The sequence below is a fragment of the Mitsuaria chitosanitabida ATCC BAA-476 = NBRC 102408 genome (assembly GCF_001598255.1).
Lineage (GTDB): Bacteria > Pseudomonadota > Gammaproteobacteria > Burkholderiales > Burkholderiaceae_C > Roseateles > Roseateles chitosanitabidus.
Genome location: NZ_BCYP01000013.1, coordinates 60,489 through 72,554, shown reverse-complemented (window position 1 = coordinate 72,554; position 12,066 = coordinate 60,489). Strand labels below are relative to the sequence as shown.

Genomic DNA, 12,066 nt, shown 5'->3' with positions numbered 1-12,066 from the left:
TGCTAGCGACTAGCCTACTTTGACTATTCGACCGCTGTCCCCAGCGGGTGACGCTCGCCTGCGTGCTGGTCGCAGGCCTTGGCACAAGCGAGGCAGGCCTCGGCGCAACGCCTGCAATGTGCATGCGGGTGCTTCGCGCATTCCTGCGCGCAAGCCCGGCACAGATGGGCGCACAGGGCGCAGAAGTCACCGTGATGCGGCGACTGCAGCGAGAGCGCGCTGATCGTGGCCTCGCAGAGCGCGGCGCAGTCGAGGTCGAGCAGCGCGCAGGCCTCGAGCGTGCGGTCGCCCGAACGGATGCAGGCATTCGCGCATTGACGGGTGGCCAGCAAGGCCTCGGCGCAGGCCTTGAGGCAAGGCGCCAGATCGTCAGGGTCGGACATGGGGACTCCTTCTGAGGGTGGAGCCCCGGGGACGGCAACCGCCATGCCTCCCAAACCCGCGGCCTCGCGCGGAAAGACCGCCATTCCGCTGGCTGAGGACTAGCAAGAGTTTGCTAGTCAAACCCCACAAACCGGCCATTTGCGGCTACCCGCCCGTTCTAACTAGCAAATAGTTGCGCTTGTGAACCTTTGGAGCGCGAAACGAAACTGGGCACGAAGCGAAACAACTGAAGCGAGTTGACCGTGACCCGTAATTCCACCCCTCAAGGCCGGTACCCGGCACATATCAGCCGCCCCTGGATTCAAACCTGCGTCGCAGCCGCCGTCGTGCTGATGAGTCTGCCCATTCAGGCCGTCGCCGCGGACGAAACCCCGACGCCCGCCACCAATCCCATCCCCGCCTCCACGACAACCTCCACCACGGCCGTTCCGGCGCCCGACGACGACCGCGACGCCGCCACGGCGCGCTGGGCCGGCCGCATGGACGACTTCCTGAGCTCGGCCCTGGCGGAGGACCCCTCCATCGAGCGTGCCCGGGCCGCCATCGCGGCCGCGGAAGGCGGCGTCACCGCCGCGAAGTGGCAGTTCGGTCCGACCCCGAGCTTCTCGCGCGAGCTGGCGACCGGCACCAGCCGCTACGTCAACGTGCTGCGCGTGCAGCAGCCCCTCTACACGGGCGGCATGCTCACCGCCAACCTGAGCTCGGCCCGCAACGCGCTGCGCAGCAGCGAGCAGGACCTGCAGTCCGCGCGGCGTCTGCTGCGGTCAAGGATCGTCTCGACCTGGGCCGACTGGGTGAAGACGCGCGGCCGCGTCGACAGCCTGGAACAGCTGCGCGACACGCATCGCGCGCTGCTCGACATGATCCGTCGCCGCAATCAGGCGGGCGTCGCGACCAACGCCGACGCGGCGCTGGCGGCCTCGCGCCTGAGCGGCGTCGAGGCCGAGCTGGCCCAGGCCCGGCTGGAGGAGCAACTGCACCGTCAGGTGCTGCAGCGCCAGTCCCGGCGCCCGGTCGACGACGGCCTGCGAGACCTGCTCGACGGCACGATGCCCCCGCCGCCGGAACTGGGCGAGGTCCTCGCCCGCATCCAGACCTCCCCCGAGATGCTGGTCGCCCGCGCCAATGTCGACCTCGCTCGCGACGAACTGGCCAAGACCAAGGCCTCCCTGCTCCCCACGGTGAGCCTGCGCCTGGACAGCCAGAGCGGCGCCTACCGCGACCACCGCGTCGGGCTGGTGATCCAGGCGGGCCTGAACGGCGGTCTGGGCGCGCTGGCCGGCGTCGACGCGGCACGCTCCCGCATCGCCGCGGCGGAAGCCGCGGTGGCCGCGACCGAACAGGACCAGTTCTCCGCCTACCAGCTCGAGTACACGCGCTACGCCGCCGCCGTGGCGGCCCAGCGCAACGCGCGGCTGACGGCCGCGACCAGCGAGGAGGTCCTCGCCTCCTACCGCCGGCAGTTCGACGCCGGCAAGCGCGCCTGGCTGGACCTGCTGAACATGGTTCGCGAGAACTACGGCACCCGCCAAGCCCTGCGCGAGGGCGCCATCGAGGAACGCGCCGGCCTCTACCGCCTGAACCTGCTGACCGCGCAAGGCGCGCGCGACTGACCACCCCGCGCGGCCTCGCGTCGCGCGCCATCCTTCACTGGAGTACTCCTCATGAAATGGCCCTTCCTCAAGCGAGCGGACGCCACCGCCCCGGCCGACGATGCGCTCGCGACCGTGCTGACCCACTGGCTGCGCCTCAAGGGACTGCCCGTTCCCATCGAGTTCGCGCGCCAGCAGCTGGCCACGACCTCCGTGTCCGCCGACCTCGCCGGTGCCACGCGCCTGGCGCAGTCCCTCGACGAACGCACCTGCTTCATCCGCCTCGACGGTCCGCAGCTCGCCGCGCTCCCGCTGCTGTGCCATCACCCCGAACACGGCTGGCAGGTCGTCACCGCGCGTGACGCGCAGGGCCTGTGGTCCTGCGTGGGCGCGGACCGCGCCCGTCGCGAGCTGGTGCTGGACGGCGTGCCCTGCCTGCACGCGGTCGCCGACGGCAGTCTCGACGCCGCCAGCTCCCGCAGCGCGCTGTCGATGATGCTCGGCCGGCTGGGCCGCCAATGGCCGATCTTCATGGAAGCGGCGGGCCTGTCGCTTGTGCTGGCGCTGGTCGGCATCGCGATCTCGTTCTACACGATGCAGGTCTACGACCGCGTCATTCCCAACCAGGGCTACCAGACCCTCTGGGTGCTGACCCTGGGCGTCGGCCTGGCGGTGCTGATCGAGTTCCTGCTCAAGATGGCCCGCGCCAGCCTGCTCGAGCCGCGCCTGAAGCGGCTGGACATCGACATCTCCAAGGCGCTGATGGCCCGGCTGAACGCGGTCCGGCTGGACCAGCGCCCCGGCTCCGTCGGCACGCTGGCCTCCCAGGTGCAGAGCTTCGAGTCGATCCGCGGGATCCTGTCGGCCAGCACGCTCTTCCTGCTCTTCGACATGCCGATGGCGCTGCTGTTCGCGCTGGTCATCGGCGCGGTCGGCGGTCCCTGGATGGCCCTGCCCGCGATCGCCCTCTTCGGGGTGACCCTGTCGGTCGGCCTGCTGCGGGCCCGGCGCATCGCGCGCCTGACCGCCAGCAACCTGGCCGGCGCCAACGCCAAGACCGGGCTGCTCGTCGAGACCATCGAAGGCACCGAGGCCATCAAGGGCCTGGGCGCGGGCTGGCGCTTCGAGACGCGCTGGGCCGCCCTGTCCGAGACCAACGCCACGCAAAGCCTGGCCCTCAAGCACGAGACCGACGCCACCGGCTACATCGCCGCGGCGCTGCAGCAGGTCAGCTATGTCGCCTTGATCTGCATCGGCGCGGCCCTGGCCATCGACGGCCATCTCACGCAGGGCGCCATCGTGGCCTGCTCCATCCTGTCCGGGCGCGTGCTGTCCCCGCTGGCCTCGATCCCCTCGCTGATGGTGCAGATCGGCAGCGCGCGCGCGTCGATGACGGCGCTGGACGCGATCTTCAAGCTCGAGACCGACAACGAGGCGGTGACCCGCCCGGTCGTGCCCGAGGCCCTGCACGGCGACATCCGCTTCGAGGACGTCGAGTTCCGCTACCCCGGCCAGCGCGATCCGCTGCGCATCGGCCACCTGCACCTGCGCCCCGGCGAAAAGGTCGCCATCCTGGGCACCATCGGCGCGGGCAAGACGACCCTGCTGTCGCTGGCCTGCGGCCTGGCCAAGCCCAGCGCGGGCACCGTCTTCCTGGACGGTGTCGACCAGCAGCAGATCCACGCCGGCTGGCGCTCGTCCAAGATGGCCTACTGCCCGCAGCATCCCTGGCTGTTCTCCGGCACGCTGCGCGAGAACCTGCTCTTCGGCCTGCCCGAGCTGAGCGACGAGCAACTGCTCGCCGCCTGCCGGCAGACCGGCCTGTGGCAGCTGATCGGTCAGCACCCGCTGGGCCTGGACCGCAAGCTGTCCGAGGGCGGCCGCGGCCTGTCCGGCGGTCAACGCCAGCTGGTCGCGCTCACCCGGCTGCTGCTGGCGGACCGCGGCGTCTGGCTGCTCGACGAACCCACCTCCGGCATGGACGACGGCCTGGAGCAGGCCACCGTCCGGCTGATGAAGCAGGCGCTGCGTCCCGAGACCTCGCTGCTGCTGGTCACCCACCGGCTGTCCCTGCTGGCGCTGGTCGACCGCGTGATCGTGCTCTCGCCCCAGGGCGTGCTGGCCGACGGTCCGCGCGACACCGTGCTCGCGCGCCTGCAACAGCGCCCCGTTCCCGCCGCGGCCGCGCCGCAAGGCCAACTCTCCGCATCGCCCGCGTCCGGTCAGGACAGCCCCGCCCCGGTCGCGGCCACCTGAGTCCGCCGTCCCACTTCCAGACATCGAGGTCATCCCATGAAACCGAACCCTACCCCTCACGACAGCCAGCACGGCATCCGCTGGACGGTGATCGCCGTGGTCGCGGCGCTCGGCGCCGGCCTGTGGTGGGCCTCCCAGGCCGAGATCGACCAGGTCACGCGCACCGGCGGCAAGGTCATGGCCTCCTCCCGCACCCAGGTGATCCAGGCGCCCGACGGCGGCGTCGTGGAGAAGCTGTTCGTGCACGAGGGCGGCCCGGTCCGCAAGGGCGACCTGCTCGTCCAGCTGGACGACACCAAGGCACGCGCGGCGCTGGCGGACTCCTCCGAGAAGTCCGCGGCCCTGAACGCTGCCCTGGCGCGGCTGCGCGCCGAGACGCTCGGCACCCCGTACCGCCCCGCGGGCACCAGCGCCTTCGACACCCTCCAGCAACGCCTCTACGAGCGCCGCCGCACGGCGCTGCAGGAGGACCTGGCGGTGCTGACGAAGTCGGCCGACCTCGCCCGGCGCGAGGTGGAGCTCAACGAGCCCCTGCGTCAGGCCGGCGACATCAGCGCCGCCGAGTTCCTCCGTCTGCAGCGCGCCGCCAACGAGGCGGCCGGCCAGGTGACCACGCGTCGCAACAAGTTCCTGCAGGACGCCCAGGCCGAGCTGGCCAAGACCGAGGAGGACCTGGCCAGCATCCAGCAGGTCCTGAACGACCGCCACGGGAATCTCGAGCACACCCAGCTGCGCGCCCCGGTGGACGGCACGGTCAACCTGATCACCCAGACCACCATCGGCGCCGTGCTGCGGCCCGGCGACGAGATCATGCAGCTGCTGCCCAGCGGCGACGAGCTGATCATCGAGGCTCGCCTGCGGGCCGCGGACATCGGCTTCGTGCGGCCCGGCATGCCTGCCGCGGTGAAGCTGGACGCCTTCGACTACAGCATCTACGGCGCCCTGTCCGGCGTCGTGACCTATGTCAGCCCGGACGCGCTGACCGAGCGCACGCCCCAGGGCGAGCAACCCTACTACCGCACCCACATCCGGCTCGACGGCAAGCGCTTCAAGGGCGAGAAGGCGGACCGCATCGTGGTGCAACCCGGGATGACCGCCACGGCGGAAATCATCACCGGGCGGCACACCGTGCTGGACTACCTGCTCAAGCCGGTCCGCAAGACCTTGTCGGAGTCGCTCGGCGAGCGCTGAGCGTCAATCGGTCGCCTCACCCCTCCACCGGGGGGCGGCGACAGATCCCCGGTTGACGATCCACAATCGCCCGTCCCGACTGCCATCCCGATCTCGCGTCATTCAACGCCGACGCCCCCAACGCCCACCGCCGACACCGGTCCTTCATCGACAACAACTCGCTCAGAGAGGGAAACCCATGATCACCGTCACCATCATCGAAGACGACGCCACCGTGCTCCAGCGCCTCATCGACGTCGTGTCCGCGAGCAGCGCCTGCCAGATCGTTGGCATCGGGCGCAACCGCGGGGAGTCGGTCTCCGCCATCCTGGCCAACCGCGCCGACATCTACCTGGTCGACCTGGGCCTGCCCGACGTCGACGGCATCGACCTGCTCAAGCTGATCAAGGAGAAGTGCCCCGATGCGCACAGCATCGTGATCAGCACCTTCGGCGACACCAAGCACGTGATGCGCAGCCTGCGCTCCGGCGCCTCGGGCTACCTGCTGAAGGAAGAGATCCAGCCCAGCCTGATCGACAAGATCATCGCCACCCACAACGGCCATGCGCCGCTGAGCCCGGCGGTGTCGCGCGTCGTGCTGACCGAGATGAAGAGCCTGGAAACGGGCGTCAAGCCCAAGGTCAACAAGGACCAGAAGCTCAAGGACCTCGGACTCGGCCAACGCGAATGGAGCGTCCTGCATCTGCTGATCGAGGGCCTGCCCATCGTGGACATCGGCAACCGCCTCTCCATCTCGCGCTTCACCGTCAACCAGCACCTGCGCTCGATCTACCGCAAGCTGAACGTCAACTCCCGCGCCATGGCGACCAGCGTCGCCCGCATGCACGGACTGGTCGACGACTGACCCTCGCGCCAGACGGACTGCACAAAGGCCGCCCTCGGGCGGCCTTTGTGCTGGGAAACGGGAGCACGCGAGCCGCGCCCCCGAGGTCGCCGCGTCACGCGGCGGCATTCAGCGGGGCACGCCCCGCGGCGCCGACCGTCGAGGATCCACGGTGCGCTTGCAAGGCGCCGTCGTGGCGGCGCGGCAGTCGCATCCGCAGCAGCTGGGTGCAGACCTGGAAGCTGCGGCGCTCGAGATCCATCGGTGTGCGGACGCCGCCGTCCCGTCGCAGGCTCAGCCGCGTCTCGGACAACTGGTCGTGCAGCAGCGTGGCGAGGTCTCGATCGCGTCCATGCACGGCCGCGATGTTGAAGATCGCCAACCAGGCCAGCAGGACCGGTTGCGGCAGCGACACCATCACATCCGAGAGCGATTCCGCCACCGCCATGTACTGCGGCGCGTGAATGGCCTGGACCCGCAGCAGTCGCGCCACCAGCGCGGGATGCCGGCCGGCCAGCAGCGCCAGCGAGCCTTCGGCCACCCCGGCCTGCGCCAGCAGGTAGAGCTGTCCGGTCACGCGGCTGTCGCAGCCCGGCAGCGCGCGCACGGCGCAGGTGGTCGGGCGGGCCACGCCGTAGCCCTGGAAGTAGTCGGCGCCCATGCGCTTGAGCTGCAGCAGCGCCGCCTCGTCCTCGACCTTCTCGGCGATGACCGCCATGCCGAGCTGATGCGCCTTGCGGATCAGCGCCTGCAGCTCGACCGCGTCGCGGCCGAGCACGTCGATCTTGGCGAACTGCACCCACGGCGCCAGCGTCCAGCGCGGGTCGTCCAGGCTGACCAGGTCGTCCAGCGCGAAACGGTAGCCGCGGCGGTGCAGATCGCGGATGCGGGCCGTCAGGGCGGCGTCCAGGGTGACGGTTTCCAGGAGCTCGATGACGCCGATGTCGGGCGTCATGGCCTCGGCGATCGGACTCATCAAGGTGCGGGCATCCATGTTGACCAGCAGGTCGCCGATGGGGTGCTCGGCCGGGGTGGAGCCGGTCAGCAGCTCGCCGTCCAGCAGCGCGTTGGCCAGCACCGTGGCCGTGGCGTAGGTGCCGAGCTCGGGCCCGACGCCGCCGTCCAGGCTGTTCCAGCGGAACAGCAGTTCCGTCGCCACCACCTTGCCGGCGCGATCGACGATCGGCTGGTGGGCGTAGCGGACGTGGGAGCCGACATGTTCCCGCGCGGAAGGCGCGTGGGTCGCGGCGGGCGCGACACCGGTCGGTGCGGTGGGGAGGGCGCCGTTGACGGAGGCGCGACCGGTGTCGTCGAGGGGCTGCATGCGATCTCCAGAAGGATGCATCGATGCTAGAAATCGAGGTCGGCTTCTCGAATAGCAAACTCATGTCATGGATGACCAACGGCTAGCAAGAATGAATTGGTCATCCTGACTCGCAAGAGGAACGTTGACCGGATCGCGGCGGCGCGGCCGAACCTGGAGACAGGCGTCGCGCTTGCCCATCCCGCGCGATACTCATCGCGTCCCGGGCGGCGGGACAGCCGCTCCGCCCCCGGGCTGTCTCATTGAATTCAGGAGAAACGACATGCAACTGCGACACCCTCGTCTGGCCTTCGCCGCCCTCGCCCTCTCGGCGCTCGCGGGCTGCGCCAACATGGATGACCGTCAACGCGGCACGGCCGGCGGCGCGGCCATCGGCGCGGTCACCGGCGCGGTGCTCAGCTCCGCCACCGGCGGCAAGGCCGGCACCGGCGCGCTGATCGGCGGCGCGGTCGGCGCGGTGGCCGGCAACGTGTGGTCGCGCCACATGGAGGACAAGCGCCGCGCCATGGAGCAAGCCACCCAGGGCACCGGCGTCGAGGTCACCCGCACCGCCGACAACCAGCTCAAGCTCGATGTCCCGAGCGACATTTCCTTCGCGCTGAACAGCGCCACGCTCGAGCCGCGGCTGCGCCCGGTGCTGGACGCCTTCGCCAACGGCCTGAACAGCAACCCGTCGCCGACGGTGGTCCGCGTGATCGGCCACACCGACAACACCGGCTCCGACGCGATCAACGATCCGCTCTCGCTGCGCCGCGCGGAGAGCGTGCGCAACTACCTGTCCGATCGCGGCGTCCGCTCGGACCGCATCGAGGTCGCCGGCCGCGGATCTCGCGAACCGATGGTGTCCAACGACACCGCCGAGAACCGCGCGAAGAACCGCCGCGTCGAGATCTTCCTGCGCGAGCCGCAGCAAGGCAGCGGCGGCTGACAGCGATCCGCCGCCAGGGGCACCTCCCGGTGTCCTTGACGGCGCCCGGCGGCCTCGCGCAGCCGGGCCGCGCCCATGACAACGGCCTGCCGTCCCCTCGGGGCGGCAGGCCGTTCTGTCTGGGCGAGCGGATGTTCAGTGCCCGGGCTTGGCGGGCTCGGGGCCCATGTGCGGGCCGGTGCGATGCAACGCGCCGCCCTCGCCTTCCCAGGTCGTCATCTCCTCGGGCTTGCCGTGGGACGTCTTGAGCCGCTGCGCCGTCCGGCGGGCCTGCCATTGCCACAGCGCGTAGCCGGCCAGGCTGGACAGCGCCAGCGGAAGGATGCGTTTCATCATCGCCATGTCCATCTCCTCAGGGATGCTCGGTGGAGGTCGATCCGGTGGGGCGGCCGCGTCCGCGGGGCGGGCCCACGACCGGCGCTCAACCGCGCGCTCGACGCGTCTGCGGGCCGTCCTTGGGCTGGCGCGGCGGCGGCACGTCGCGGCGCGGCGCGCTGGGCGGCATCGGTGCCGAGGCGGGCGCGCCGGCGGCGGTCGGGTTCTCCTCGACCATGCGTTCGATGCGCGTCAGGATGCCGCCGCTGCGGACGCTGCCATCGCGCGTCCCCTGACCCTGGACCATCAGGCGGCAGTCTTCCCTGTCCTCCTCGCGCACGCGCTGGCAGCGCAGCATGGCGTTGTCGGCCAGCTCCTGCGTGCTGGCGGTGCGCAGGTTGCCGCGCAGCGCTTCCTGCCGGGCGGCGCCGGCTTCCTTCAGACAGGTCTGGCGGCTCTCCGCCGTGCGGCCCGCCATGCAGTCGGCGCGTTCCTTCTCGTAGGTCGCCTGGATGTCCGACTTGTCGGCCCGGGCACCGCTCGCGGCGAAGGCCGGCGTGGTCACCATCATGACGGCCGACAGCAGCGCGCCGGCGGTCACCAGGGTCGTGCCGGGCAGCGCGCCCAGCGTCCGGTTCAGGGTCTTGTTCAGCGGGGTCATCTCGATTCCTTTCCGGCGCGCGGCGCCGCAGAACAGCGATGAGGGAAGACTAGGCGACGCCGGCCGCGGCGTCTGTCGTACCGCGCCGGCCCCGGCTGTAGGACGAGTCCGGCAGGCCGTCGCGTCCCGAGCCGGGATCGCCGACATCGGCGTCCCGTCCTACAGCGCGACGTGGGTCCCGCTGATCCCCCGGGCCGAGGGGCCGCTTCTACAGTGGCTGCAAGCGCCGCGTCGCGGCCACCGCTGAAAGGACATCGCCATGTTGAAGTGGGCTCTCATCTTCGCCGTCATCTCCCTGGTGGCGGGCGTGCTTGGATTCACCGGCATCGCCGCGGGCGCGGCCGGCATCGCCAAGATCCTGTTCGGGATCTTCCTGGTCATCTTCCTGGTCCTGCTGGTGCTGGGCATCACCGGCGTGAACGCGCTGCGCAAGTGACGCCGCGCCTGCTTCGCCCGACCGCCCGCATCCCATCCGCCTTCAGAGGAGCCAGCCATGAACGCCCCCGAACACCAGCACCTCAAGCTTGACGAGCAAGCCTTGAAGCGTGCGCGCCAGCACCTCGACGACGGTCCCGTCACGCCCAGCTACGGGCCGTGGCGCGACGAAGTCGTGCAACTGCTGCAGGACGCGCTCGCCACCGAGCTCGTCTGCGTGCTGCGCTACAAGCGCCATTACTTCACCGCGCACGGCCTGTCGTCGCCGCGCATCGCCGAGGAGTTCCTCGAGCACGCCAACCAGGAGTCCGCCCATGCGGACCGGCTGGCCGAGCGCATCGTGCAGCTGGGCCGCGACCCGGACTTCAATCCGGACTCGCTGACCAAGCGCAGCCACGCGGACTACGACGAGACCTCCGACCTCAAGGGCATGCTGCGATCCAACCTGATCGCCGAGCGCATCGCCGTCGAGGCCTACCGGCAGATGATCCAGCTCATCGGCGACAAGGATCCGACCACGCGACGCATCCTCGAGGAAGTGCTCGCCGAGGAGGAAGAGCACGCCGATGACCTGGCCGACCTGTTGAAGGAATGAGCGCCGCGGCGGCCTCGACCCGTGCACGCCCGAGCGGCCGCCTGGGCGCGCTCTTGATCGGGCTCGGCCTGAGCGTCGCGCTCGCCGCCTGCGGCACGCCGCGTCCGCCCGTGAACGGCCGGCTGCCGGACCCGCCCGCCGCGACGCCCGCGCTGACGCGCGTCGCGGCGCAGGTCGACGTGACCGGCCCGCGCGGCCCGCTGGACCAGAACCGCCGCGAGCAGGCGCTGCAGGGGGCCGCCTCGCAGGGCAAGGCCGAGCTGCTCAAGCGCCAGATCGCCGCGATGTCGGCCTTCGGCGACGTGGACCTCTACGCCGGCAACGACACCCGGCTGCTGATCGACGGACCGGCCACCTTCGCCGCGATGTTCGACGCGATCGGCAAGGCGCGCCGCCAGGTCCTGCTCGAGAGCTACATCATCGAGGACGCCGACGTGTCGCGGCAGCTCGCCGACCTGCTGCTGCAGCGCCGCGCGCAGGGCGTCCAGGTCGCCATCGTCTACGACGCGGTGGGCTCGCTGGGCACCCAGGACGCCTATTTCGACCGCATGCGCCAGGGCGGCATCGCCGTGTGCGCCTTCAACCCCATCAATCCGCTCAAGCGCACCCGCTACCACCGCATCACCCACCGCGACCATCGCAAGATGCTGATCGTCGACGGCGAGACGGCCTTCACCGGCGGCATCAACATCAGCGCGGTGTACTCGTCCGGCTCGGGTGGCATCGGCAGCCGCGGGCCGCGCAAGCCGGCAAGACCCGACCCCCAACTCGCCGACGCGCCCGCCTCCGCGCCGGCCTCCGGCCCGGCGCCCGGTGCCGGCGACGCGGCCAAGGAACCGGACAACGGCTGGCGCGACACCATGATCCAGGTGCGCGGCCCGGCGGCGCAGGCGCTGCACACGCTGTTCCGCGAGACCTGGGCCCAGCAGCAGTGCGAGGGCCCGGTGGCCGCCGCCACCGAGGTGCTGCCCGCCGCGCGCGCGCCGGCGGGCCAGCAGCTGATGCGCGTGATCCCGTCGACGCCCAACGACCCCGAGAACCGCATCTACACCCTGCTGCTGGGCAGCATCCGCGCGGCCCAGCGCAGCGTCTACCTGACCATGGCCTACTTCGCGCCGGGCAAGGACATGGTCGACGCGCTGTGCGACGCGGCCTCCCGCGGCGTCGACGTGCAGCTCATCCTGCCCTCGCGGAGCGACTTCTCGCCGGTGATGTACGCCGGCCGCAGCCACTACGAGCGCCTGCTCGAGGCCGGCGTGCGGATTCACGAGCTGCAGGACGCCGTGCTGCATGCCAAGACCGCCGTCATCGACGGCGTGGTCTCGACCGTGGGCTCCAGCAACATGGACTGGCGCAGCTTCGTCTTCAACAACGAGGTCAACGCCGTCGTGCTCGGCGAGGACTTCGGCGACGCGATGACACGCATGTTCCAGCGCGACGTCGACGCCTCGCAGGCCATCACGCTCAAACGCTGGCAGCAACGCGGGCTGGTGCAGCGCGGCAAGGAATTCTTCTCCCGCATGTTCGAACAATGGTGGTGAACGGAGGTCCCGCCAGTCCCA

12 protein-coding genes are annotated in these 12,066 nt (G+C 70.7%); 8 read left to right on the top strand and 4 right to left on the bottom strand.

What is annotated here, in order from left to right; translation table 11 throughout:
- Positions 1 to 23: 23 nt before the first annotated feature.
- On the bottom strand, positions 24 to 383 hold the full coding sequence (locus tag MCHT01_RS08580) for a four-helix bundle copper-binding protein (protein WP_067064647.1): 360 nt from the start codon (positions 381 to 383) through the stop codon (positions 24 to 26).
- Positions 384 to 716: 333 nt separating this feature from the next.
- Between MCHT01_RS08580 and MCHT01_RS08575 the strand changes: the two genes are divergently transcribed.
- The 4 genes from MCHT01_RS08575 to MCHT01_RS08560 all read left to right on the top strand — a co-directional run bounded on the left by MCHT01_RS08575 (position 717) and on the right by MCHT01_RS08560 (position 6,267).
- Complete coding sequence (locus MCHT01_RS08575; protein WP_067064646.1) at positions 717 to 1,997, top strand: TolC family protein; 1,281 nt, start codon at positions 717 to 719, stop codon at positions 1,995 to 1,997.
- Between the two features lie 51 nt (positions 1,998 to 2,048).
- The gene (locus MCHT01_RS08570) at positions 2,049 to 4,232 is read left to right on the top strand and encodes an ATP-binding cassette domain-containing protein (protein ID WP_067064642.1); all 2,184 of its coding nucleotides are present in this window, start codon (positions 2,049 to 2,051) and stop codon (positions 4,230 to 4,232) included.
- 36 nt (positions 4,233 to 4,268) lie between these two features.
- Complete coding sequence (locus MCHT01_RS08565; RefSeq protein WP_067064638.1) at positions 4,269 to 5,423, top strand: HlyD family type I secretion periplasmic adaptor subunit; 1,155 nt, start codon at positions 4,269 to 4,271, stop codon at positions 5,421 to 5,423.
- 178 nt (positions 5,424 to 5,601) lie between these two features.
- Positions 5,602 to 6,267 carry a response regulator gene (locus MCHT01_RS08560; protein WP_067064637.1) on the top strand — a complete coding sequence of 222 codons (666 nt, stop codon included), beginning with the start codon at positions 5,602 to 5,604 and terminating at the stop codon, positions 6,265 to 6,267.
- A 94-nt stretch (positions 6,268 to 6,361) separates the two neighbouring features.
- Here the strand turns inward: MCHT01_RS08560 and MCHT01_RS08555 are convergent, their stop codons facing one another.
- Positions 6,362 to 7,570, bottom strand: coding sequence for an EAL and HDOD domain-containing protein (locus MCHT01_RS08555; protein ID WP_067064634.1), 1,209 nt, complete (start codon positions 7,568 to 7,570; stop codon positions 6,362 to 6,364).
- Positions 7,571 to 7,832: 262 nt separating this feature from the next.
- Here MCHT01_RS08555 and MCHT01_RS08550 point away from each other — a divergent pair, with 262 nt between their 5' ends.
- On the top strand, positions 7,833 to 8,498 hold the full coding sequence (locus MCHT01_RS08550; protein ID WP_067064628.1) for a YiaD family glycine zipper/OmpA-like lipoprotein: 666 nt from the start codon (positions 7,833 to 7,835) through the stop codon (positions 8,496 to 8,498).
- Positions 8,499 to 8,633: 135 nt separating this feature from the next.
- Here the strand turns inward: MCHT01_RS08550 and MCHT01_RS08545 are convergent, their stop codons facing one another.
- Positions 8,634 to 8,840, bottom strand: coding sequence for a hypothetical protein (locus MCHT01_RS08545; RefSeq protein WP_067064626.1), 207 nt, complete (start codon positions 8,838 to 8,840; stop codon positions 8,634 to 8,636).
- A gap of 79 nt (positions 8,841 to 8,919) precedes the next feature.
- Positions 8,920 to 9,474, bottom strand: coding sequence for a hypothetical protein (locus MCHT01_RS08540; protein WP_067064624.1), 555 nt, complete (start codon positions 9,472 to 9,474; stop codon positions 8,920 to 8,922).
- Positions 9,475 to 9,733: 259 nt separating this feature from the next.
- Here MCHT01_RS08540 and MCHT01_RS25550 point away from each other — a divergent pair, with 259 nt between their 5' ends.
- The 3 genes from MCHT01_RS25550 to MCHT01_RS08530 are packed head-to-tail and all read left to right on the top strand — an operon-like array spanning position 9,734 to position 12,045.
- Positions 9,734 to 9,910, top strand: coding sequence for a DUF1328 family protein (locus MCHT01_RS25550; RefSeq protein WP_084452206.1), 177 nt, complete (start codon positions 9,734 to 9,736; stop codon positions 9,908 to 9,910).
- A 57-nt stretch (positions 9,911 to 9,967) separates the two neighbouring features.
- Positions 9,968 to 10,504, top strand: coding sequence for a ferritin-like domain-containing protein (locus tag MCHT01_RS08535; RefSeq protein WP_067064621.1), 537 nt, complete (start codon positions 9,968 to 9,970; stop codon positions 10,502 to 10,504).
- The gene (locus tag MCHT01_RS08530; RefSeq protein ID WP_067064619.1) at positions 10,501 to 12,045 is read left to right on the top strand and encodes a phospholipase D-like domain-containing protein; all 1,545 of its coding nucleotides are present in this window, start codon (positions 10,501 to 10,503) and stop codon (positions 12,043 to 12,045) included. The genes MCHT01_RS08535 and MCHT01_RS08530 overlap by 4 nt, the downstream gene beginning before the upstream one ends.
- The last annotated feature ends 21 nt before the right edge of the window (positions 12,046 to 12,066 follow it).